This is a genomic window from Streptomyces sp. NPDC088553, from assembly GCF_044752965.1.
In the GTDB taxonomy this organism is placed as follows: Bacteria; Actinomycetota; Actinomycetes; order Streptomycetales; family Streptomycetaceae; genus Streptomyces.
This window is the reverse complement of sequence record NZ_JBIVMG010000007.1, coordinates 454,633-478,977: the sequence shown is the minus strand read 5'-3', so window position 1 is coordinate 478,977 and position 24,345 is coordinate 454,633. Positions and strand designations below refer to the sequence as shown.

The window sequence follows — 24,345 nt, the reverse complement described above, 5'->3', positions numbered from 1 at the left end:
TGTTCCGGTGCACTAGTACGCTCCCCTCATGACGACGCAGCCGCCCTACCTCGCCATCGCCGCCGAGCTCCGTCGCCGTGTGCAGGTGGGCGAGTTGGGTCCGGGGGACATGCTTCCGTCGACGCGGGCGATCACCCGCGAGTGGGGCGTGGCCATGGCGACGGCCACGAAGGCGCTCGCGGTCCTGCGTCAGGAGGGCCTGGTCCGGGCGGAGCCGGGGGTGGGCACGGTGGTCGTGCCGACGGCGAGGGGCGCCCGGGGCGAGGGCGGGGCGGCGGCTCCCCTCACCCGCGGGGAGATCGTCGCCGCGGCCCTCGAACTCGCCGACGCGGAAGGTCTGTACGCCCTGACGATGCGCAGGGTGGCGACGCGGCTCGGCGTCTCGACGATGGCCCTGTACCGCCACGTCCCGGGCAAGCCGGAGCTGATCCGTCTGATGACGGACGCGGCCTGCGGCGAGGTTCCGCTCGGTCCGGTGCCGGCGCACTGGCGGACGGGCCTGGAGCAGGGCGCGCGCTGGCTGCGTGATGTGTACGCCCGGCATCCGTGGCTGGCGCACGCGATGGCCTCGTACACGCGTCCCGTCGCGACGCCGAACGCGGTGGCGTACACGGAGTGGGTGCTGCGGACGATGAGGGGCACACCGCTCACCCCCAGCCAGAAGCTCCACACCCATCTGGTGATCTTCGCCTACGTCCAGGGGTTGTCGATGGCGGACGATCTGGAAGAGCAGGCCCGACAGGATTCGGGCATCTCTGACAGCGAGTGGATGGAACAGAACGAGCCACGATTCGACGCGATCCAATCGGGTGGGGCGTACCCGGAGTTGGCCGTGGTGACAAGCGGCGACGGGTTCGGTCTCGATCTGCGGACGCTCTTCGAATTCGGGCTCGGGCGAACATTGGACGGCATCGCGGCCTTGATCGATGAAACGTCCGCTTAACGAACACGGCCTTACGAGCAGCGAACGATTTCCGGCCAACTTGTCGACGCACTCCTGACAGGTCCTCGTCATTCCTGTCACTCTCTCCCCGGCTCTTCGCACCAGAGTTCGCTGCTTCACCCGAACGTGCTCCACAGCTCTGCTTGCTCCGCCCGGCTGGCCCGACCCAGTCCGCCGGTACCCCCCTCGCAAGAAGGAGTCTGCGTGAGATCCACGCCCAGCCGTCGCGCCACCGCGACCGGCGCCCTGATCGCTGCCGCCGCCATGCTCGCCGTGAGCGTCCAGACCGGGTCCGCCACCGCGGCCGACGCCCCCTGGACCATCGCCCCCAAGGCCCAGCAGGGCACCTCGGCGAACCCCGGCAAGCTCCCGGCCGACCTCACCCCGGCCGAGCGCACCGCGCTCATCAAGGCGGCCGACGCCGGCAAGGCCGCCACGGCCAAGGAACTCGGCCTCGGCGCCCAGGAGAAGCTGGTCGTCCGTGACGTCGTGCAGGACCGCGACGGCACGACCCACACGCGCTACGAGCGCACCTACGCCGGACTGCCCGTCCTGGGCGGCGACCTGATCGTCGCCGAGACCAAGGCCGGCGCGACCACCGGTGTCACCAAGTCCACCCGCGCGGAGCTGAAGAACATCTCCACCTCCGCCACCGTGGCCCCGGCCGCCGCCGAGAAGCAGGCCGTCGGCCTCGCCCAGGCGGACGGCTCGGACAAGGCCAAGGCCGACCGCGCCCCGCGCAAGGTCGTCTGGGCCGCCAACGGCAGCCCCGTCCTCGCGTACGAGACCGTCGTCGGCGGCCTCCAGCACGACGGCACCCCGAACGAGCTGCACGTCGTGACGGACGCGAAGACCGGCGCGAAGCTCTTCGAGTGGCAGGCCATCGAGACCGGCACCGGCAACACGCAGTACAGCGGCCAGGTGACGCTCGGCACCGCGCCCTCGTACACGCTGACCGACACCGGCCGCGGCAACCACAAGACGTACAACCTCAACGGCGGTACGTCCGGCACCGGCACGCTGTTCAGCAACACCACCGACGTGTGGGGCAACGGCACGCCGCAGAACAAGGAGACGGCGGGTGCCGACGCGCACTACGGCGCCGCGCTCACCTGGGACTACTACAAGAACGTGCACGGCCGCAGCGGCATCCGCGGTGACGGCGTCGGCGCGTACTCCCGGGTCCACTACGGCAACGCGTACGTCAACGCCTTCTGGTCGGACTCCTGCTTCTGCATGACGTACGGCGACGGCGCGGGCAACACCAAGCCGCTCACCTCCATCGACGTGGCCGCGCACGAGATGACGCACGGCGTCACCTCCAACACCGCCGGCCTGGTCTACAGCGGCGAGTCCGGCGGCCTCAACGAGGCCACCTCGGACATCTTCGCGGCGGCCGTCGAGTTCTACGCGAACAACGCCAACGACCCGGGTGACTACCTGGTCGGCGAGAAGATCGACATCCGCGGCAACGGCACCCCGCTGCGCTACATGGACAAGCCGAGCAAGGACGGCTCGTCCAAGGACGCGTGGTACTCGGGCCTCGGCGGCATCGACGTCCACTACTCCTCGGGCCCGGCGAACCACTGGTACTACCTGCTCTCCGAGGGCAGCGGCGCCAAGACCGTCAACGGCGTGAACTACGACTCGCCGACCTCCGACGGCCTGCCCGTCACCGGCATCGGCCGTGACAAGGCCTCGCTGATCTGGTTCAAGGCCCTCACCACCAAGTTCAGCTCGAACACCAACTACGCCGGGGCCCGCACGGGCACCGTCGCGGTGGCCACCGAGCTGTACGGCGCCGGCAGCCCCGAGGTGCTCGCGGTCGAGAACGCCTGGGCCGCCATCGCCGTCGGTTCCCGCCCCGGTGGCGGCGAGCCGCAGCCGGGCAAGGTCTTCGAGAACACCGCCGACGTGTCCATCCCGGACAACGGCGCCGCGGTGACCTCGACGGTCAACGTCACGGGTGTCACGGGCAACGCTCCCTCCGCCCTCAAGGTGGACGTGAACATCGTCCACACCTACCGCGGTGACCTCGTCGTCGACCTCGTCGCCCCGGACGGCTCGGTCTACAGCCTGTCCAACCGGTCGGGCGGCAGCGCCGACAACATCGTCCAGACCTTCACCGTGAACGCCTCCTCCGAGGTCGCCAACGGCGCCTGGAAGCTCCGCGTCCAGGACAAGGCCTCGATCGACACCGGCTACATCAACAGCTTCAAGCTCACCTTCCCGTAAGCCCGGGAGCGGGTGAGTGAGTAACCCCTAGTCACAAGTGCCGGACGCCCGGAGGGATCCTTCCCTCCGGGCGTCCGTGCGTCCCGGCGTCCGCCCGGGCCCTCCGTACCCTGGGACCCATGATCAAGGTGCTGCTGGCCGACGACGAGACGATGATCAGGGCCGGGGTGCGGGCCATCCTCGCCACCGACCCCGGGATCGAGGTGGTCGCCGAGGCCGGCGACGGCCACGAGGCCGTCGAGCTCGCCCGCGAGCACCGCCCCGACGTCGTCCTCCTGGACATCCGGATGCCCCGGCTCGACGGACTCGGCGCGGCCGAGGAACTGCGCGGGGCCGTCCCGGGCGCGGCCGTCGTCATGCTCACCACCTTCTCCGAGGACGCGTACATCGCGCGGGCCCTCGGCAGCGGCGTCAGCGGCTTCCTGCTCAAGTCCGGGGACCCGCGCGAACTGATCGCCGGGGTCAGGGCCGTCGCCGGCGGCGGCGCCGCCCTGTCCCCCACCGTCGCCCGCCGGGTCATCGACACCCTCGGCGGCGAGCGCCTCACCCGCGCGGCCGCGGCGCGCGCCCGCCTCGACCGGCTCACCGGCCGGGAGCGGGAGGTCGTCGCCCTGCTCGGCGCCGGGCTCTCCAACCAGGAGATCGCGGACCGCATGTACGTCGTCGAGGGCACCGTCAAGGCCCATGTGAGCGCCGTCCTCGGCCGGCTCGGCCTGCGCAACCGGGTCCAGCTCGCGGTCCTCGCGTACGAGGCGGGCCTGGTGACCGATGCGTGAGGCATCGCGCGAACCGGTCCGCGAGCGCCTCTTCGACCTCCTCCTGTGGCTGCTGCTCTGCGTGCCCGTGCTGCTGAAGTCGGACCCGAACGACGGCGGCAGCTGGACCCGGGTCGCCGTCGGCGTGGTGGTCCTCGCGGGCTGCGTCGCGGTCAGCCGGAGGTGGCCGCTGGTGTCGCTCGCGGCCACGGTCGCGGCGAGCCTGCCGGCCACCCTGGAGCTGTTCACCCCCTCGTACAGCCTGGCCCTGGTCGCCTTCGGGTACCTCGCGGGGCGGCGCCAGGAGCACACCCGGGCGGCGCTCTGGCTGTTCGGGGCGATCGCGGCCACCGGCCTCGCCCTCACCTGGGTCACCCGTACCTCGCTCGGCCAGTGGTTCACGCTGCTGCTCGCGCTCGCCCTCGCCGTCGTCGCGCCCTGGCTGATCGGCCGGTACGTGCGCCAGTACGACCGCCTCGTGCAGAGCGGCTGGCAGCTGGCGGACCGGATGGAGCGGGAGCAGGCGGCGGTCGCCGACCGGGAGAGGCTGCGAGAGCGGTCCCGGATCGCGGGCGACATGCACGACTCGCTCGGCCACGACCTGGCCCTGATCGCGATCCGCGCGGGCGCCCTGGAGGTCTCCCCCGACCTCGGTCCCGACCAGCAGCGGGCGGCGGGCGAACTGCGTCGCGCGGCGGCGGACGCGACGGCCCGGCTGCGGGACATCATCGGGGTGCTGCGCGAGGAGGACGACGCGGCGCCGACGAGCCCGGCCGGTGAGACGGTCGAGGAACTGGCGGCCCGTGCCCGCGCGTCGGGGCTCACGGTCGCCCTCGCCACGGCACCGGTGCCCACGCTGCCGGGGATGTCGGGGCTCGCCCTGCACCGGGTCGTACAGGAAGGCCTCACCAACGCGGCCAAGCACGCGCCCGGCGCGGCGGTCTCGATCGCCGTCACCCCGGAGGGCGACGAGGCGGCGACGGTACGGGTCGAGGTGGTCAGCGGTCCCGGCACGGGCGGGCCCTCGCTCGGGTCCGGCTCCGGTGGCACCGGCCTCGTCGGCCTCGGCGAGCGCGTCCGCCTCGCCGGCGGCACCCTCACCCACCGCGCCACCGAGGACGGCGGCTTCGCGCTGACCGCCGTGCTGCCCCGCAAGGCCCCCGCGCCGCTGCCCGCCGCGCCCACCTCGGCCCGGGAGCTGGACCTGGCGCGCCGTGAGGTCCGCAAGGGCCTGGCGCGGGCGATCTGGATCCCGCTCGCGCTCCTCGCCGCACTCGGCGCGCTGATGCTGGGGGTCGCCGCGTGGACGCAGGCCCAGTCGTATCTGGAGCCGGACGACTACGCGAGGATCCGGATCGGCCAGACGCCCGCGCAGCTCGACGAGACCGTCGACGACTGGCCCGAGCATCCGCTGGACGGCGCGCCGCGGGTGGCTCCGCCGGAGCCGCCCGGGATGGACGAGTGCCGGTACTACCGCTCGACGATGCTGGCCGCCGTGCCGGTGTACCGGCTGTGCTTCGTCGCCGGGCACCTCGCCGACAAGGCCGAGGTGCCCTAGGGGGTGTCTTGTCGATCAGGCCGGACGCCGCGAGCCCGGCAAGACACCCCCTAGACCCGTTCGCGCCCTACCTGAGCAGCACCCCCGCCCCCTCCCCGGTCGTCTCCTCCGGCAGGGCCACCAGGCCCAGTTCCGCCGGGTGGGCGAGGAGCGGATGGGAGGGGCGGACGCGGACCGTACAGCCGAAGGAACCGGTGCGGTCGAGCTCCAGGGTCCCCGCGTACGGCTGCCGGCCCTCCAGGTCCGGGCGGCCCGCCGGCTTCAGCGGGACGGCACGGGTGTCGGCGAGGGTGTCGTCGGCGTCGACCCGGCCGGTGACGGCCTGCACCTCGACGTCGTCGGTCCCCAGCCCGTCGAGGGAGACCTTGACGCGGACGACCGGGGTCGCGCCGAGTTCGGCGTCGGCCAGGTCGTCCGTGAGGTCGTCGCCGACCTCGACGTGGTCGACGGTCACCTTGGGCCAGGCCTCCCGGACCCGGGCCTTCCAGGCGGCGAGGTCCCGCGCCCGGTCCGGGGTGAGCGCCCGGCGGGCGGCCGCGGCGGGGACGTAGAGCCGCTCGACGTACTCGCGGACCATGCGGTCGGCGAGCACCTTCGGGCCGAGGTCGGTGAGGGTGCGGCGGACCATCGCCGTCCAGCCGGCCGGGACGCCGTCGGGGCCCCGGTCGTAGAAGCGGGGGGCGACCCGGCGTTCGATCAGCTCGTAGAGGGCGGCGGCCTCCAGGTCGTCGCGGCGGTCCTCGTCCGCGGCGGCGGCCCCGTCGGCGGTGGGGACGGCCCAGCCGAAGTCGGGCTCGAACCACTCGTCCCACCAGCCGTCGAGGACGGAGAGGTTGAGGCAGCCGTTGAGCGCGGCCTTCATGCCGCTGGTGCCGCAGGCCTCCAGGGGGCGGAGGGGGTTGTTGAGCCAGACGTCGCAGCCGGGGTAGAGGCCGCGGGCCATCGCCATGCCGTAGTCGGGCAGGAAGACGATCCGGTGCCGGACCCGGGGGTCGTCGGCGAACCGGACGAGTTCCTGCACGAGCCGCTTCCCGCCGTCGTCGGCGGGGTGGGCCTTGCCCGCGACGACGAGCTGCACCGGCCGCTCCGGGTGCAGCAGCAGCGCCCGCAGCCGGTCCTTGTCGCGGAGCATGAGGGTGAGCCTCTTGTACGAGGGGACCCGGCGGGCGAAGCCGATGGTGAGGACGTCGGGGTCGAGGACGGAGTCGGTCCAGCCGAGTTCAGCGGCTGCCGCCCCGCGCTGCCGCCAGGACGCCCGCAGCCTCTCCCGTACGTCGGTCACGAGCCGTTCGCGCAGGGTGCGGCGGAGTTCCCACAGCTCGCGGTCGGCGGGGTCGGGGCCGAGCCGGCCGACCTCGGGGGCGACCCAGGTGGGGGCGTGGACGCCGTTGGTGATGGAGGTGATCGGCACCTCTTCGGCGTCGAAGCCCGGCCAGAGCCCGGCGAACATGGCCCGGCTGACGGCCCCGTGGAGGGTGGAGACGCCGTTGGCGCGCTGGGCGAGGCGCAGGCCCATGGCGGCCATGTTGAAGACGCCGGGCTCGCCGCCCAGCGGGGTCTCGTCGCCGAGCGCGAGGACCTTCCCGGTGTCGACGCCGGGGAGCGCGCCGTCCTCGCCGAGGTGGCGGGCGACCAGGGTGCGGTCGAAGCGGTCGATGCCGGCCGGGACGGGGGTGTGGGTGGTGAACACGGTCCCGGCGCGGACGGTCTCCAGGGCGCTGTCGAAGTCGAGCCCCTCGCACTGGAGTTCGCGGATGCGTTCGAGGCCGAGGAAGCCGGCGTGGCCCTCGTTGGTGTGGAAGACCTCGGGCGCGGGGGTGCCGGTGAGCCGGGTGTACGTACGGACGGCGCGGACGCCGCCGATGCCGAGGAGCATCTCCTGGAGGAGCCGGTGCTCGCTGCCACCGCCGTACAGCCGGTCGGTGACGCTCCGTTCGCCGGGGGCGTTCTCCTCGACGTCGGAGTCGAGCATGAGGAGGGGGACCCGGCCGACCTGTGCGATCCAGAGGTGGGCGTGCAGACTGCGCCCGCCGGGCAGGGCGAGGGTGATCCGGGCGGGGGCGCCGTCGGCCTCGCGGAGCAGGGTGACCGGCAGTTCGCCCGGATCGAGGACGGGGTACTGCTCCTGCTGCCAGCCGTCGCGGCCGAGGGACTGGCGGAAGTAGCCGTGCCGGTAGAGCAGTCCGACGCCGATGAGCGGGACGCCGAGGTCGCTCGCGGACTTGAGGTGATCGCCGGCGAGGATGCCGAGGCCGCCGGAGTACTGGGGCAGGGCGGCGGTGACGCCGAACTCGGGCGAGAAGTAGGCGAGGGCGGCGGGCGCGTCGGTGGCCTGCCGCTGGTACCAGCGGGGGGCGTGCAGATAGGTGTCGAGGTCCTCGGCGGCGGCCCGGAGCCTGGCCAGGAAGTCCTGGTCGGCGGCGAGCGCGGCGAGCCGGGGGCCTTCGAGGGCGCCGAGGGTCCGGACAGGGTCGGTGCCGCCGGACGGCGTCGCCTGGCCGGGGGGTTCGAGGGATTCGAAGAGGGCGCGGGTGGGTTCGTGCCAGGACCAGCGCAGGTTGTGCGCGAGGTCGGCGAGGGGTCGAAGGGTGTCGGGGAGGACGGGACGCACGGTGAATCGACGGATTGCCTTCACGCGTTCCACCTTCGCAGGCGAGTACGGAGCGGAGTGGACGCACCACGCTGTGCGTCCGTCGTTCCGCTCAGACGTTAGGGCACACCGCTCCCGCCGTGCGACGGCGCACGGGGAGCGGTGGGGCGCGTGTCAGCCGATGGCCGGGAGGGGGATCTCGTACGGGGAGCCCTGGTTGACGGTCGCCGGGTCGAAGGCGCCGGTGGTGGCGTACCGGCGGGCGATGGCGGCGAGTTCCTCGGCGGGGACGACCTCGTGGATGTCGGTGAAGCCGTGCGGGGCGCGCGCGTGCACGAGGTCGATGACGGCCTCGGGGCCCTGTTCGCGGTTGGCCCGCTGGAGCGCGGTGGTGACGGGGCGGCGGTCCCGTTCGTAGGCGGCGAGGCCGTCCTCGGGGTCGGCGTGCCGGGCGAGGGCGTGGGCGAGGGCGCGCGCGTCGACGATCGACTGGGTCGCCCCGTTGGAGCCGATCGGGTACATGGCGTGGGCGGCGTCGCCGATGAGGGTGGTGCGGCCGTGGGTCCACCGGTCGAGCGGCTCGCGGTCGACCATCGGGTACTCGTACGCGGAGTCGGCGGCGCGCAGGACGTCGGGGACGCTGACTCCGTCGAACTCCCAGCCCTCGTAGAACGGGAGGAAGGTGTCGACGGGGACGGACCGGTTCCAGTCGCCGAGGAGCCGCTCCTCCCCCGCGGCCGTCCCGGCCCCGCACGTGCGCTCGGCGGGGCGGGCGAGCGCCCAGTTCACCAGGACCTCCCGGTCGGGCCCGGTCGGCCGGCCCATCGGGTAGACGACGGCCTTCTGCCGGTCGTCGCCGGCGATGAGCATGAACGAGCCCACCGCCCTCGCCGGCATCCGGGACACCCCTCGCCACACCACCATCCCGTTCCACGGGGGCCCGCCCTCTCCCGGGTGCAGCGCCGCCCGGACCGTCGAGCGGATGCCGTCCGCGCCGACGAGCACGTCCGGTTCGAGGGAGGCGCGGCCGTGCACGGCGCCCGCCCGGTGTTCGAGGCGCAGCCGGGGCCGCCCGTCCGGTGTCGGCTCGACGCCGCTCACCCGGACCCCGGTGACCAGGGCGGCGGGGCCGAGCCTGGCCCGTACCGCGCCGGCGAGGACCTGCTGGAGGTGCCCGCGGTGGACCGAGAGCTGCGGCCAGAGGTGGCCCGCGCCGAGGCCGCGGGCCTCCCGGGATATCAGCCCGCCGGAGCGGTGGTAGTAGCGCAGTTCGCGGGTGCGCAGGGCGCCCGCCTCCAGGGCGTCGAGCAGGCCGAGCGCGTCCAGTTCGCGGACGGCGTTCGGCATCAGGTTGAGCCCGGCGCCGACCGGGCGGATCGCGGGCGCCGTCTCCACGACCGTCACCCGCTCGAAGCCGGCGGCGTGCAGGGAGAGGGCGGCGGTGAGGCCGGCGATGCCGCCGCCGGCGATCACGATGTGCGGGCTCTGCCCGTAGTCCGGCGCCGGACGGCGGCGGTGGACCGGGAGGAACGCGGAGGGGGTGGTGTGGGGGGACATGACGACTGCTCCTTCGGCGCCGCTACGCGGCCGACGGCCCGACGGGGGCCCCTGCGGGACGGCGCCGCACGGTCGCGCGGCGCACCATGGTCTCGTTCTCCCTGGTCAGATCCAGGATCGAGCGCAGCAGCGCGACCGGGGCCCCGCCGCTGCCCTCCTCGTACAGCCGGGTCTCCTCGCTGTACGCCTTGCGGGCGATGCCGAGGTGCCGGGCGCGGAAGGTCTTCAGGAGGCGCAGCACCCGGCCGAGTGCCTCCGCCGACGCGGTCAGCGGGGGCGGCAGCCGGTCCGCGCCCTCCCAGCTGACGGCGGCCGACAGCTTGCTCACCGCCGAGACCCCGCCCCGGTGCCGGGTGTGGAAGGCGCGCCAGGCCGGCAGCGCGTACGGCACGGACTCCGCGAGGAAGGCCTCGTACGCGGGGTCGGAGCGGTCGCACTGCCACAGCGTCAGATCGACCAGCCAGAGCGGCACCTGCGCGGCGGCCGGACCGAGGTAGTCCCGGCCGTCCACCTCGACCTCCTCGAAGTAGGGGCGGAGGGTGGCCGCGAAGTACTCCGGGGACACCTGCGCCACCGTGAGGTCGATGGAGTCGACCATCGCCCGCACATGACGGGCCACCCGGTCGAGGGCGGTGGCGAAGCCGGGGTCGTACGGTTCGAGGCGGGCGACCCGGCCGCAGTCGTCGACGGCGGCGACGAGACCGGGGAAGACCATCCGTACCGCGTCCTGGAGCCGGGCCTCCGTGGGATGGCCGGTGTAGGTGCGGCGGCGGGGTCCGGGCGGGTTCCAGGTCGTGTAGTGGTGGACGGTGTCCCTCGGCACCATGTCGGTGCGGCGGCCGAGGAGTTCGAGGACGGGCAGCGCCTCGGGCACGGCGGCGAGGGGCTGGACGCCGTGCCGTTTCAGCGAGCCCAGGAGGATGCCGAGGTCCCGCATGGCGGCGAGCGCGTGGCCGACGCTCCACTGGGCGGCCCTGTCGATGTCCGGCACGAGGGCGCGCAGCGCGACGGTGAGCGCGGCGACGTCGGCGTCGGCGTTCATGGCGGGCACGGCGGCGAGCAGGCCGTCGGCGCCGAGCGGGTCGGCGGCGCGTATGTCCTCGGTGTGGTGACGCGGATCGCCCAGCAGCACGGGGGCTCCTCTTTTCCGGGGCTCTGTTCGCCGAAGAGGCACGGCTCACTCGCCGGTGGTCGGGGGGCAGTGTTTCTGTGGGGGGGCGGGTCAGCGGCGGTCCGGGACCTGGGGCCCGGGGGACGCTTCCGGGACCCGTCTGGGCGGGTGGAGGCGTACGGAGAGGAAAGCGGCCGCGGCGGCGAGGGCGGCGCCGGTGAGCAGGGCGGCGCGGTAGCCGGAGGTCTCGGCGGCCGCGCGGGCCGCGTCGACGGTCTCCGTACGGCTCGTGGCGACGGCCACCAGGACGGCGAGGCCGAGGACGGAGCCGAACTGCTGGCTGGTGTTGACGAGTCCGGAGGCGAGTCCGGTCTCCTCGGCCGCGGCCTCCGCCGTGGCCGCCACGTTCGTGGTGACCATGACGAGTGGCAGGGCGGCGCCCAGGACGAGGCTCGGGGCGAGGACGGTGCTCGTGAAGCCGCCGTCGGGGGTGAGGGCCAGGGCCAGCCACAGGGTCCCCGCGCACAGCAGGACGAACCCCAGGGTCATCGTCCGGTGCAGGCCGATCCGGAAGATGAGCCGGCCGGTCTGCGGGGCGACCGCGACGACGACGAGCGACAGCGGCAGCAGGCCGAGGCCGCCACCGAGGGGCTGGTAGCCGAGGACGTTCTGGAGGTAGAGGCTGACCAGGAAGAACATCGGGAACAGGGTCGTCTGGGCGAGCGCGGCCAGGGTGTTGGACAGCCGGAGCGCGGGCCGCGCCAGGACGGACGGCGGGACGAGGGGCGCTTCGGCCCGGGCCTCGACGGCGGTGAGGGCGAGCAGCAGCGCGAGGCCCGCTCCGCCGGTGCCGAGGGTGCGGGCCGACAGCCATCCGGCGTCGGCCGCGCCGACCAGCGCGTAAGCGAGGAGTCCGAGTCCGGCGGTGGCGGTGAGCGCCCCGGCGAGGTCGAAGCCGCCGCGCCGGACGGGGCCGGTGCGGCGGTCGAGGACCCGCGGCGCGAGGGCGGCGAGGACGGCGGCGAGCAGCACGTTCAGCCAGAACGTGGAGCGCCAGCCGAGCAGGTCGGTGACGACGCCGCCGAGGACCGTGCCGAGGACTCCGCCGAGGCCGCCCATCGCGGCGAACGCGCCGAGCGCCCGGTGCCGGGCGGGCCCGTCGGGGAAGAGCAGGAGGAGCAGGGCGAAGGCGGCGGCCGCGGCGAGCGCGGCGCCGACGCCCTGGGCGGCGCGGGCCGCGACGAGGGCGCCGGCGCCGGGGGCGAGACCACCGGCGGCGGAGGCGACGGCGAGCAGGCCGAGGCCGCCGAGGAAGACCCGCCGGTGGCCGAGGAGGTCGGCGATCCGGCCGCCGAGGAGGAGGAGTCCGCCGAAGGTGATGAGGTAGGCGTTGGCGACCCAGGAGAGGTCCGCGGAGCCGGCGGTGAGGTCCTCTCCGACGGACGGCAGCGCGACGTTGACGATCGCGGTGTCCATGATGAGCAGCAGTTGGGTGGCGGCGAGCAGGCCGAGTGCCCCGCGCCGTGGTGCCGGTGCCGTCGTCACCGGGTCGTCCCGAGGCCGTAGCCGTCGAGACAGGCCTGGGCGAGCCTCTCGCAGTCGTCGGCGGCGCCGGCCCAGGTCTGCATGGTCAGGTAGACGTGCGGGGCACCGTGGTAGAAGCGCTCGTACTGCTCGTGGCGGCCGGCGAACTCGGAACCGAGGGCGTCCCAGGCGAGCTTGAGGAGTTTGACGCGGTCCTCGGCGGGGTGGCCGGTGGTGCCGAAGTAGCGGCGGACCAGCGGCCCGAGCTCGGGGTGGAGGAGGTCGCGGCCGCTGGCGGGCAGCTGCACGAGGGCGCCGCCCGCGAGGAGCCTGATGTCCTGGACGGCCCGCGGGTAGAGCTCGCCGGCCATGATCCGCTGGGCGAAGGAGATGTCCTGCCCGGGGCGGACGCCGCCGCGCCCGCCGTCGACCTCCTCGTACGAGGCCTCGGCGGCGAGTACGAAGGCCTTGGCCTGGGCGACCATGCCGAGGAGCCGGCCGACGGCCTGGGTGACGGGCGGGAGGCCCTCGGTGCCGTTCGAGCGGGTGATGAGGATCGCGAGTCCGGTGAGGAACTCCAGTTTGGTCCAGAAGCGGGTCGCGGACTGGTGGACGAGGTTCAGGTAGGCGGGGGTCCGCCACCAGACGGCGCCGGTGGTGGCCGGGTCGCGGTGGGTGAGGACCCGGTCCCAGGGCACGAAGACGTCCTCGCAGACCAGCGTCGCGTCGTTCTCGTCGTACCGGGAGGACAGCGGGTGGTCGAAGACGGACCGGGAGCGTTCCTCGTACGAGGTGCGGGAGATCAGCCTGAGGCCGGGGGTGTCGAGGCGTACGGCGAAGGTCAGGGCGTGCGCGAGGTCGTCGGCGGGGAGCGGCTCGATGGTGCCGACGAGTATCTCGTCGGCGAAGGCGGCGCCCGTGCCGACGGTCTTGGCGCCGCGGACGACGATCCCGCCGTCCCGTTCCGCCACGACCCGCAGGGTGAGGTCCTCCCCGCCGTGCCCCGGGGGCGGGTTGCCGAGGGTGAACGCGCAGTGCAGGTCGCCGTCGGCGAGCCGGCGGTGGAGGGCGAGGGCGTGCTCGGCGCCGTCGAAGGTCCCGCCGGTGAAGACGGCGGGCGCGGCGGCGAACCCGGCCGCGCCGGCGGCCATGTAGTCGGGGGTGCGGCCGAGGAAGCCGAAACTGGCCCGGGCGGTGGTGCGGAAGGCGCGGCGGCGGGTGACGAGGTCCTCGTACGAGCGGGGCACGGCGTACGCGCGGCGCACCCCGCCCTGGACGAGGACGGGGTGGTGGACGGGGTCGTCGGCGAGGTCGTAGAGCCCGGCGAAGGAGGCCGCGGTGGACCGGAAGGCCGGGTGGGCGGTGACGTCCTTGACCCGTTCCCCGTCGAGCCAGATCTCGCGCCCGTCGCGCAGCCCCTCCAGATACTCCTGCCCGGACCTCGTCACCGGTGTATCGCCTCTCCTCGGGTGTCACGGCTCTGCCGGTCCCGAGCCTGTCCGGGGGGACCCGTCCGGACAATGAGCGTCCGTCCAGGGGTCCTTAAGAACCGGCCAGGGAATCCCGAAGATGTCAGGTCGGTGGATCCGGGGCGGCGCGGACGCCCGGAGGGCACCGTCCGGAGGGCCGTCCGCCGGCCGTTCCCGAGGACCGTCCGCCGGCCTTCAGGCGGCCCGGTCGGCTCCCGAGCGGTACTCCCCCGGGGTCACCCCGAACCATTTGCGGAAGGCGAGGTGGAAGCCGACGGCGCTCTGGTAGCCGACGCGGGCGGGCACCGCCGACTGCGGCAGGGAGGTCTCGGTGAGGATCCGGCCGGCCTCCTGCATACGGCGGGCGGCGAGGTACCGGGCCGGTGACTCGCCGACCAGGTCGCGGAAGGAGGCGGTGAAGGCGGAGCGGGACATGCCGACCTCCCGGGCGAGGGAGTCGATGGTCCAGGGTTCGGCGAACCGGGTGGCCATCATGACGACGGCCCGGCTGATCCCGGGGTGCCGGAGCAGCGGCAGCGAGGCCGGGTTGCCCGCGAGTTCGCGGAGCAGCGGCCGGAGCGCCAGGACCAGGGCCATCTCGAAGGCGCGCAGGGTGATGAGCCGGTCGCCGGGGCCGGCGGGCCGGTCGGGGGCGGCGAGCAGCCGCAGGGTGTCGCGGAGCAGCGGCTCGCGGTCGACCTGGGGTCCGTCGAGGACGAGTGCCCAGGGCAGCGAGGTGTAGAGGCCGGTGGCGGCGCTGGCGTCGTAGTGCAGTCCGGCGCAGAGCAGCCTGCTCTCGGGTCCGCTGCCCTCGATGACGATCTCGCCGGAGGTGCCGGGCTGCCGCTCGGGCAGGACGGCCTTGAGCGGGAGGCCCTGGCGTTCGGGCCGGTCGGAGAGGCGGTGCGCGGTGCCGGTCGGGAAGACGACGAGGTCGCCGGCGTGCAGTTCGACCGGGGCCTCGGCCTCGGTGGTGATCCAGCAGTCGCCCTCGACGACGTAGTGGAGGACGGCGCAGCTGCGTTCGGCGTCGCCCTCGATGGCCCAGGGGGCGCGGACGTGCCAGCGGCTGTCGAAGACTCCGGTGAGCCGGAGGGGTTTGAGCAGTTCGCTCAGCAGGTCGTCCTGCTCTTCCTGATCGGGCTGCAGTGCGTGACGGTCGGTTCCCACGATTGCCATGGACGATCCTTCAACTTCCGCCCCGGTTTGTTAATTGAACGGCCGAAGCCGTGGCGGCGAGCCTGGAGAGACGCCGACACGACAGCCGGGAAAGTCTATCGAAGGGCCTCAGACACACATGTCCAGTGAGATTCCGATGCGGGTGGCGGTCGTGGGCGCGACGGGGTTCCAGGGGGGTGCGGTGGCCCGCCTTCTCGCCGAGCGGCGGCACCGGGTCCGCACCCTGACGCGGCGGCCGTCGGCGGACCGGCCGCCGCTGCCGGGGGCCTCCTTCGTCGCCGGCGATCTGGGCCGGCCGGAGGATGTGCGGCAGCTCTTCGAGGGGACGACGCACGCGTTCATGACGATGCCGCTGGTGTACGAGAGCGAGCGGGTGGAGGCGTACGCGCGGAACGTCGCGGAGGCGGCCCTCGACGCGGGCACGGAGCGTCTTGTCTTCAACGCCAACACCCGGATCCCGCTGGGTCCGACGGACGTGGCCGCCTTCGAGACGCGCCGGCTGGCGGAGCGGGTGCTGCGGGACAGTGGGGTGCCGCTGGTGGTGATCCGGCCGCCGGTGTACCTGGACAACCTGTTCTCGCCGTGGAACGGGCCGGCCCTGGTCGACGACGGTGTGCTCGCCTATCCGCTGCCGGCGGCCGCGCGGACGGCGTGGCTGTCGCACCGGGGCCTGGCGGAGGCGGCGCTCGCGGCGCTCACCCGGGAGGACCTGGAGGGCCGGACGTTCGACATCGGCGGCGAACGCTCCCTGACGGGCGCCGAGCTCGCGGCGGCGTTCGGCCGGGGGCTCGGCCGGGCGGTGCGGTACGAGGAGCTGGATCCGGCCGCTTTCGAACGGAGCCTCGCCCAGCTGCTCGGTCCGGATACGGCGGCCGGGGTGGCCGGGATCTACCACTTCATGGCGAGCGGAGTCGATCCGCTCCTGATGGCGGACGACGACGGCGTGTCGACGGAGGTCCTGGCCCTCGAACCGCCTCCGGTGGAGGAATGGGTGGCCCGTCAGCCCTGGCAGGTCTGGTCCTCCGACACGTCCCCGCGGCGCTGACCGCGACACGGGGAACGGGCCCCGCCCCACAAGGGCGGGGCCCTTCTTTGTCCGGGTCCTGTGCTTGCCGCTTCGGCTACGCCCTAGTAGTTAACAAAGCGCCTGGATTGCCCGCCCTGAGACCGTGGAAGGCTCCTGCGGTACCCCATCGAACCCCTCCCCCCGTGACCTCTGTTCATCCCTGTGGACCCCCCATCCGAGTGAACGCGGACAGGAGCGGCCATGCCCGCAACCCGCCGGCCGTCGACGGAGCTAGAAAGAGCGCACAACCACCACCCGCACCCCCGTAACCCGTCAGGTGATGCTGTGAATCCGCTCATGGGACGCATTCCCGTACTGGACGTACGCCCGCTGGTCGACTGTGGCCGGCGCCCCGCCAAGGCGGTGGCCGGAGAGTCCTTCGAGGTGACGGCGACCGTCTTCCGCGAAGGCCACGACGCGGTCGCCGCCAATGTCGTGCTGCACGGCCCGTCGGGCCGCCCCGGTCCCTGGACCCCGATGCGCGAACTGGCCCCGGGCACCGACCGCTGGGGGGCCGAGGTCACCCCGGACGCCGAGGGCCGGTGGACGTACACCGTCGAGGCGTGGAGCGATCCGGTGGCCACCTGGCGCCACACGGCGAAGATCAAGATCCCGGCCGGGATCGACTCCGAACTGGTCCTCGCCGAAGGCGCCGAGCTGCACGAGCGGGCCGCGAAGGGCGTCCCGAAGAAGGGCGGCGCCCGGGAGGCCGTGCTCGCCGCCGCGGACGCGCTGCGCGACGCGTCCCGGCCGGCCGCGGTCCGGCTCGCGGCGGCCCTGAACCCGCGGGTCGTCGAGTCCCTCGACCGCCATCCGCTGCGCGAACTCCTGTCTTCCTCCCCCGCGTTGCCCCTCCAGGTGGAGCGGGAGCGCGCCCTGTTCGGCTCCTGGTACGAGTTCTTCCCGCGCTCGGAGGGCGTACGGAAGGTCAAGGGCCGTACGGTCCCGGGGAGCTTCCGCACCGCCGCCGAGCGGCTGCCGGCGGTGGCGGCGATGGGCTTCGACGTGGTCTATCTGCCGCCGGTGCACCCCATCGGCGAGACCCACCGCAAGGGCCCCAACAACTCGCTCTCCGCGGCGCCGAACGACGTCGGCGTGCCGTGGGCGATCGGTTCGCCGGAGGGCGGCCACGACGCGCTCCACCCGGACCTGGGGACCTTCGAGGACTTCGACGCCTTCGTGGCGCGGGCCCGGGAGCTGCGTCTGGAGATCGCCCTGGACTTCGCGCTCCAGTGCTCCCCGGACCACCCGTGGGTGGAGAAGCACCCGGAGTGGTTCCACCACCGTCCGGACGGCTCGATCGCGTACGCCGAGAACCCGCCGAAGAAGTACCAGGACATCTACCCGATCGCGTTCGACGTGGACATGGACGGGATCGTCGCGGAGACCGTGCGGATCCTCCGGCACTGGATGGACCACGGGGTGCGGATCTTCCGCGTCGACAACCCGCACACCAAGCCGGTGGTGTTCTGGGAGCGGGTGATCGGCGAGATCAACGCCGCCGACCCGGACGTGATCTTCCTGGCGGAGGCCTTCACCCGCCCGGCGATGATGCGGACGCTCGGCGCGATCGGTTTCCAGCAGTCGTACACGTACTTCACCTGGCGGAACACCAAGGAGGAGCTCACGGAGTACCTGACGGAGCTGTCCGGGGAGACGGCGGCACAGATGCGGCCGAACTTCTTCGTGAACACCCCGGACATCCTGCACGCCTACCTGCAGGAGGGCGGCCGGCCGGCGTTCGAGGCACGGGCGGTGCTCGCGGCGACGCTGTCGCCCTCGTGGGGCATGTACGCCGGGTACGAGCTGTGCGAGGGCACCCCGCTGCGGGACGGCAGCGAGGAGTACCTCGACTCGGAGAAGTACCAACTGCGGCCGCGTGACTGGGAGTCGGCGGAGCGGGCCGGGGAGACGATCACCCCGCTGATCACCGCCCTGAACCGGATCAGGCGCCGTCACCCGGCCCTGCGCCGGCTGCGGAATCTCACCTTCCATGACGCGGACAACCCGCAGGTGATCGCGTACAGCAAGCGTTCGGGTTCGAACATCGTTCTGGTGGTCGTCAACCTCGACCCGCACCACACCCAGGAGGCGACGCTCTCGTTGGACATGCCGGAACTCGGCCTCGACTGGCACGAGACCGTGCCGGTGCGCGACGAGCTCACCGGCGAGACCTATCACTGGGGCAGGACCAGCTACGTGCGCCTAGAGCCGGGTGTCACACCCGCGCACGTCCTCGTCCTGCGACCGTCCCCGCAGACCGGAGGGTCACCCACATCATGACTGTCAACGAGCCCGTCCCCGACACCTTCGAGGACACTCCCGCCAAGGACCGTGATCCCGACTGGTTCAAGCGGGCCGTCTTCTACGAGGTCCTCGTCCGGTCCTTCCAGGACAGCAACGGGGACGGCGTCGGCGACCTGAAGGGCATCACGTCCAAACTGGACTACCTCCAGTGGCTGGGCGTGGACTGCCTCTGGCTGCCACCGTTCTTCAAGTCCCCGCTGAGGGACGGCGGCTACGACGTCGCCGACTACACGTCGGTGCTGCCTGAGTTCGGCGACCTGGCCGACTTCGTCGAGTTCGTCGACGCGGCCCACCAACGCGGGATGCGCGTGGTCATCGACTTCGTCATGAACCACACGAGCGACCAGCACGAGTGGTTCCAGGAGTCCCGGCGCGACCCGGAGGGGCCGTACGGCGACTACTACGTCTGGGCCGACGACGACAAGCAGTACGCGGACGCCCGGATCATCTTCGTCGACACCGAGTCCTCGAACTGGACCTTCGACCCGGTCCGCAAGCAGTACTACTGGCACCGGTTCTTCTCGCACCAGCCCGACCTCAACTACGAGAACCCGGCGGTGCAGGAGGAGATCCTGTCCGCGCTGAAGTTCTGGCTGGACCTGGGGATCGACGGCTTCCGGCTCGACGCGGTGCCGTACCTGTACCAGCGGGAGGGCACCAACTGCGAGAACCTCCCCGCGACCCACGCCTTCCTCAAGCGGGTCCGCAAGGAGATCGACGACCACTACCCGGACACGGTGCTGCTCGCCGAGGCCAACCAGTGGCCGGAGGACGTCGTCGACTACTTCGGCGACTTCCGCTCCGGCGGCGACGAGTGCCACATGGCGTTCCACTTCCCGGTCATGCCGCGGATCTTCATGGCCGTACGGCGCGAGTCGCGCTACCCGGTCTCGGAGATCCTGGCGAAGACCCCGGAGATCCCCTCCGGTTGCCAGTGGGGCATCTTCCTGCGCAACCACGACGAGCTCACGCTCGAGATGGTCACGGACGAAGAGCGCGACTACATGTACGCCGAATACGCCAAGGACCCGCGGATGCGGGCCAACATCGGCATCCGGCGGCGTCTCGCCCCGCTCCTCGACAACGACCGCAAGCAGATGGAGCTGTTCACCGCGCTGCTCTTCTCGCTGCCCGGCTCGCCGGTGCTGTACTACGGCGACGAGATCGGCATGGGCGACAACATCTGGCTGGGCGACCGGGACGGCGTCCGCACCCCGATGCAGTGGACCCCCGACCGGAACGCCGGCTTCTCCTCCTGCGACCCGGGACGGCTCTACCTGCCGGCCATCATGGACCCGGTCCACGGCTACCAGGTGACCAATGTCGAGGCGGGGATGGCCTCGCCGTCCTCGCTGCTGCACTGGACGAAGCGGATGATCGAGATCCGGAAGCAGAACCGGGCGTTCGGGACGGGGACGTACACCGAACTCCCGGCGTCCAACCCGGCGGTGCTCGCCTTCCTCCGTGAGGACGGTGACGATCTCGTCCTCTGTGTGAACAACTTCTCGCGGTTCGCGCAGCCGACCGAACTCGACCTCCGACGCTTCGACGGCACCCAGCCGGTGGAGCTGATCGGCGGGGTGACGTTCCCGGCCATCGGCCAGCTCCCCTACCTCCTGACCCTTGCGGGACACGGCTTCTACTGGTTCCGTCTCAAGAAGGGCTGACCACCGGTCAGTTCGGATTCGTCCTGGGTGGGGCGGTTTCCTCCCGTCCCACTCCGGGCACTGTGACCCACACACGTTCCGCAGCACGATTCAGGTCCATACGGGCCTTCTTGCCGGGCCCATACGGATCTTCCCCTTCCGACACGTCCCGCACATCCGGACAGCCCCAGCCGCCATCCGGGACACTCTGCGCATTTGAACGCATACGACAGCCAACTGCGCGCCCCGGGGAAAGGACGCGATGCCATGCCGGAGACCGCATCCACCACCCGGGCCCCGGACGCCCTCCTTCCGTCCCTCGCTCCCCTGCTCCACGAATGGCTGCCACGGCAGCGCTGGTTCGCGGGCAAGGGCCGCCGGGTCGCCGGATTCACGCTGGACGCGGCCACCGAGCTGCTGCCCCTGGACGGCGCGGGCCCCGGCCTCCTCCATCTGCTCGTACGGGTCGAACAGCCGGGCCGCCCGGCCGGGACACCCGCCGACTGCTACCAACTGCTCCTGGGCGTACGGACCCAGCTCCCGCCCCGCCTCGCCCCCGCCCTGATCGGGCGGATCCGGCAGGGGCCGCTCGCCGGACGTGCCGTGTACGAAGGGCTGCGCGACCCGCGGCTCGCCGGCCTCCTCTACGAGCGACTGCGCACCCCGGGCCGGACCGGCCCCCTGCACTTCCACGCCACGACGGCGCTCCCGCCCGCCCTGGCCCCCCGCATGCTGGACGCCGAGCAATCCAACTCGTCCCTGGTCTACGGAGATTCGTTCATCCTCAAGATCTTCCGTCGGGTCAGCCCGGGGGCCAACCCGGACCTGGAACTGCCGCTCGCCCTCGCGGGAGCGGGCTGCACCCGGGTCCCGGCGCCGGTCGCGTGGTTCGAGAGCGGGGCGGCGACCCTCGGTGTCCTCCAGCCGTACCTGCGGGACTCCCGCGACGGATGGCGGCTCGCGCTCGACGCGCTCGCCGACGGACGGGACTTCACCGCGGAGGCGCGGGCGCTCGGCCGGGCCACGGCCGAGGTCCACCTCGCCCTCGCGGAGGCGCTGCCGACCCGTCGGCTCGGCCGCGCCGAGACCGAGCAGCTGGCGGGCGCGATGGACCGCCGGCTGCACGCGGCGGCGCAGGCGGTACCGGCGCTGCTGCCGTTCGTCCCCGGCCTGCGCGCCGTCTTCGCGGCGGCGAGCGGCACGGCGGGCGGCGGGTTCGTCCAGCGCATCCACGGCGATCTGCACCTCGGGCAGACGCTGCGGGGGTCCGACGGCGGCTGGGCCGTCATCGACTTCGAGGGCGAGCCGGCGAAGCCGCTCGACGAACGGCGCAGCCCGCAGCCGACGGTCCGCGACGTGGCCGGCATGCTCCGCTCCTTCGACTACGCGGCCCGCACGCACCGGCCGTGGAACGCGGACTGGGCGGCGCGGAGCCGGGCGGCGTTCTGCACGGGGTACGCGGAGGCCTCGGGCGCGGATCCCCGGACGGATCCGGCGCTGCTCCGCGCCTACGAGACGGACAAGGCGGTGTACGAGGTCGTGTACGAAGCCCGGCACCGGCCGGACTGGCTCCCGGTCCCCATGTCCGCCATCGAACGCCTGTCGGCCCCACAATGACCCCGCCCCCCACGACACCCCGCGCACCCCCACGCCCCCTTTGGGCCCGAGCCCCACAGGGGCTCCACCCACCACCCCGGGCGACTCCCGCATACCCGTCGCCCCCGCGTGGACCACACCGAAACCCCCCGTGCGGGCGCGGGCCCGCACAACCCACCTCCGTACGGGCCACGCCCGCACACTCCACCCCCGTGCGGGCCGGCGCCCGCACCCTCGCCCCCGCCCGTGTGGGCAATCGTCCCGCCGGGGCGTGGGGGTCCCCCCGGCGGAACGATTGCCCACAACGAGGGGGGCTCCGCCCCCGGGCACCCACCCGCCCCCGCGCGCACCCCCCACGCACCGCCCGTTCGGCCGAGTGTCCCGTCCCCGTACCTCACCGTTGCGCAGTCATACCCCCCGTACCCCCAGGAGGCATCCCGGTGACCGCCCGCCCCGCAGGCAAGTCGGCCCGCAGCAGCACAGCGACCAAGAAAGGCAAGACCGCCGCCAAGCCCCCCGCCCCCCGGCAGGCCCCGCCGCTCGATCCCGGTGACCGGGCGCGTCTGCTCGCCGGGGAGCATCACGACCCGCACGGTGTGCTCGGCGCGCATCCGGTGCGCGGCGGCGTGGTGGTCCGGGTGCTGCGCCCGTGGGCGAAGGAGGTCACCGTCCTGACGAAGGGCAGGCGGATCCCGCTCCGGAGCGAGGGCGACGGCATCTTCTCCGGGTTCCTGCCCCTGCTCCGCAAGGTCCCCGCGTACGAGCTGCGCGTCCGGTACGACGACGGCCCCGACGAGCTGGCCGTCCACGACCCGTACCGCTTCCTGCCCTCCCTCGGCGACCTCGACCTGCATCTGATCGGCGAGGGCCGGCACGAGGAGCTGTGGACGGCCCTCGGCTCCCACACCATGACCCACGACGGAGTCGCCGGCACCCGCTTCGCGGTCTGGGCGCCGAACGCCCGCGGCGTCCGCGTCACCGGTGACTTCACCCACTGGGACGGCACCGGGCTGCCGATGCGCTCGCTGGGTTCGACGGGTGTGTGGGAGCTGTTCGTGCCGGGGGTCGGCGAGGGCGCGCTCTACAAGTACGACATCACTCGGCCCGACGGTACGCACACCGTCCGCGCGGACCCGATGGCCCGCCGTACCGAGTGCCCGCCGAACACGGCGTCGATCGTCACCGCCTCGCACTACACCTGGGACGACGCCGAGTGGATGGCGCGGCGCGGGGCGCGCCCGCCCCACGAGGCGCCGATCTCCGTCTACGAGGTCCATCTGCCGTCCTGGCGGCCGGGGTTGACCTATCGGCAGCTGGCCGAGCAGCTCCCCGCGTACGTCCGCGATCTCGGCTTCACGCACGTGGAGCTGATGCCGGTCACCGAGCACCCCTTCGGCGGCTCGTGGGGCTACCAGGTCACGGGCTTCTACGCGCCGACGGCCCGCATGGGCACCCCCGACGACTTCAGGTTCCTGGTGGACGCGCTGCACCGGGCGGGCATCGGGGTCCTGATGGACTGGGTGCCGGCGCACTTCCCGAAGGACGACTGGGCGCTGGCCGAGTTCGACGGGCGGCCGCTGTACGAGCACGAGGACCCGCGCCGTTCGCACCATCCCGACTGGGGCACCCTTGAGTTCGACTACGGCCGCAAGGAGGTGCGCAACTTCCTGGTGGCGAACGCCGTGTACTGGTGCCAGGAGTTCCACATCGACGGCCTGCGGGTGGACGCGGTGGCGTCGATGCTCTACCTGGACTACTCGCGGGAGCACGGGGAGTGGCTGCCGAACGAGCACGGCGGCCGGGAGAACCTGGACGCGGTGGCCTTCCTCCAGGAGATGAACGCGACGGTGTACCGGCGCTGCCCGGGGATCGTGACCTTCGCGGAGGAGTCCACGGCCTGGGACGGGGTGACGCGGGCGACGGACCAGGTGGGGCCGGGCGGCTTCGGTGGTCTGGGCTTCGGGATGAAGTGGAACATGGGCTGGATGCACGACTCGCTTGAGTACGTACAGAAGGAGCCCGTGCACCGCAAGTACCACCACCACGAGATGACGTTCTCGATGGTGTACGCGTACAGCGAGAACTACATCCTGCCGATCTCCCACGACGAGGTGGTGCACGGCAAGCGGTCGCTGGTGTCGAAGATGCCGGGCGACTGGTGGCAGCAGCGCGCCAACCACCGCGCCTATCTGGGCTTCATGTGGGCGCACCCGGGCAAGCAACTGCTGTACATGGGGCAGGAGTTCGCGCAGGGCGGCGAGTGGTCGGCGGACCACGGGCCGGACTGGTGGCTGCTCGACCCGGCGTACGGCGCGGAGCCGGACCACCGGGGTGTGCGGGATCTCGTCCGGGACCTGAACACGGTGTACCAGGCGACGCCTTCGCTCTGGGAGCGGGACACCGTGCCGGAGGGCTTCCAGTGGGTGGTCGGGGACGCGGCCGAGGACAACGTCTTCGCGTTCCTGCGCTTCGACGCCTTCGGCTCGCCGCTGCTCGCGGTCTCGAACTTCTCGCCGGTCGTACGGCACGACTACCGGCTCGGCGTGCCGGACGCGGTGGTGGCCTGGGCGGAGGTCCTGAACACGGACGCCGGCCGGTACGGCGGCGGGGACGTGGTGGGGCGGGATCCGGTGAAGACGGAGTCGGTTCCGCACCACGGGCGTTCGGCCAGCATCCGGATGACGCTGCCGCCGCTCGCGACGGTCTGGCTGCGCCCGGCCTGAGTCGCGCCGGGGCCGGCGGGGCGGGAAAGTCCGCTGTCTGTCCGATAATTGACGGTCATTCTGTTGATCGTTCATTCGTTCGGGCA

The 24,345-nt window shown here is 72.8% G+C and carries 15 protein-coding genes; 9 read left to right on the top strand and 6 right to left on the bottom strand.

Annotated features, from left to right (window positions below):
• Nucleotides 1-28: 28 nt before the first annotated feature.
• The 4 genes from ACIP8Z_RS26000 (at nt 29) to ACIP8Z_RS25985 (ending at nt 5,491) form a co-directional block, all read left to right on the top strand.
• Nucleotides 29-943, top strand: a complete 915-nt coding sequence (locus ACIP8Z_RS26000; RefSeq protein ID WP_402087354.1) for a TetR/AcrR family transcriptional regulator C-terminal domain-containing protein — start codon at nt 29-31, stop codon at nt 941-943.
• Between the two features lie 204 nt (nt 944-1,147).
• A complete protein-coding gene (locus tag ACIP8Z_RS25995; RefSeq protein ID WP_402087351.1) occupies nt 1,148-3,178 on the top strand; it encodes a M4 family metallopeptidase in 2,031 nt (676 codons plus the stop codon).
• 119 nt (nt 3,179-3,297) lie between these two features.
• Nucleotides 3,298-3,954 (top strand): response regulator transcription factor, encoded by a 657-nt coding sequence (locus tag ACIP8Z_RS25990; RefSeq protein WP_209496884.1) that lies wholly within the window; start codon nt 3,298-3,300, stop codon nt 3,952-3,954.
• Nucleotides 3,947-5,491 (top strand): sensor histidine kinase, encoded by a 1,545-nt coding sequence (locus tag ACIP8Z_RS25985; RefSeq protein WP_402087348.1) that lies wholly within the window; start codon nt 3,947-3,949, stop codon nt 5,489-5,491. The genes ACIP8Z_RS25990 and ACIP8Z_RS25985 overlap by 8 nt, the downstream gene beginning before the upstream one ends.
• A 67-nt stretch (nt 5,492-5,558) precedes the next feature.
• Here ACIP8Z_RS25985 and glgP read toward each other — a convergent pair whose 3' ends face one another.
• The 6 genes from glgP to ACIP8Z_RS25955 form a co-directional block, all read right to left on the bottom strand.
• Nucleotides 5,559-8,126, bottom strand: coding sequence for an alpha-glucan family phosphorylase (gene glgP / locus ACIP8Z_RS25980; RefSeq protein WP_402087345.1), 2,568 nt, complete (start codon nt 8,124-8,126; stop codon nt 5,559-5,561).
• Between the two features lie 129 nt (nt 8,127-8,255).
• Entirely contained in the window at nt 8,256-9,638 is a 1,383-nt protein-coding gene (locus tag ACIP8Z_RS25975) for an FAD-dependent monooxygenase (RefSeq protein WP_402087342.1), read from the bottom strand.
• Between the two features lie 22 nt (nt 9,639-9,660).
• Nucleotides 9,661-10,767, bottom strand: a complete 1,107-nt coding sequence (locus ACIP8Z_RS25970) for a monodechloroaminopyrrolnitrin synthase PrnB family protein (RefSeq protein WP_402087518.1) — start codon at nt 10,765-10,767, stop codon at nt 9,661-9,663.
• Between the two features lie 93 nt (nt 10,768-10,860).
• Nucleotides 10,861-12,294 (bottom strand): MFS transporter, encoded by a 1,434-nt coding sequence (locus ACIP8Z_RS25965; RefSeq protein ID WP_402087339.1) that lies wholly within the window; start codon nt 12,292-12,294, stop codon nt 10,861-10,863.
• Entirely contained in the window at nt 12,291-13,721 is a 1,431-nt protein-coding gene (locus ACIP8Z_RS25960; protein ID WP_402087337.1) for a 4-hydroxyphenylacetate 3-hydroxylase family protein, read from the bottom strand. The genes ACIP8Z_RS25965 and ACIP8Z_RS25960 overlap by 4 nt, the downstream gene beginning before the upstream one ends.
• Before the next feature lie 216 nt (nt 13,722-13,937).
• On the bottom strand, nt 13,938-14,921 hold the full coding sequence (locus ACIP8Z_RS25955) for an AraC family transcriptional regulator (RefSeq protein ID WP_402087334.1): 984 nt from the start codon (nt 14,919-14,921) through the stop codon (nt 13,938-13,940).
• 118 nt (nt 14,922-15,039) lie between these two features.
• Here ACIP8Z_RS25955 and ACIP8Z_RS25950 point away from each other — a divergent pair, with 118 nt between their 5' ends.
• From ACIP8Z_RS25950 to glgB, 5 genes are all read left to right on the top strand, one after another.
• On the top strand, nt 15,040-15,966 hold the full coding sequence (locus tag ACIP8Z_RS25950) for an SDR family oxidoreductase (protein WP_402087332.1): 927 nt from the start codon (nt 15,040-15,042) through the stop codon (nt 15,964-15,966).
• Between the two features lie 318 nt (nt 15,967-16,284).
• Nucleotides 16,285-18,270: an alpha-1,4-glucan--maltose-1-phosphate maltosyltransferase gene (locus tag ACIP8Z_RS25945; protein ID WP_402087329.1), complete on the top strand. Its 1,986-nt coding sequence runs from the start codon at nt 16,285-16,287 to the stop codon at nt 18,268-18,270.
• Complete coding sequence (gene treS, locus ACIP8Z_RS25940; RefSeq protein WP_319309768.1) at nt 18,267-19,961, top strand: maltose alpha-D-glucosyltransferase; 1,695 nt, start codon at nt 18,267-18,269, stop codon at nt 19,959-19,961. Before ACIP8Z_RS25945 ends, treS begins: the two co-directional genes overlap by 4 nt.
• Before the next feature lie 246 nt (nt 19,962-20,207).
• Nucleotides 20,208-21,557 carry a maltokinase gene (locus ACIP8Z_RS25935; RefSeq protein WP_402087326.1) on the top strand — a complete coding sequence of 450 codons (1,350 nt, stop codon included), beginning with the start codon at nt 20,208-20,210 and terminating at the stop codon, nt 21,555-21,557.
• Nucleotides 21,558-21,976: 419 nt separating this feature from the next.
• A complete protein-coding gene (gene glgB / locus ACIP8Z_RS25930) occupies nt 21,977-24,259 on the top strand; it encodes a 1,4-alpha-glucan branching enzyme (RefSeq protein ID WP_402087322.1) in 2,283 nt (760 codons plus the stop codon).
• Nucleotides 24,260-24,345: the final 86 nt, after the last annotated feature.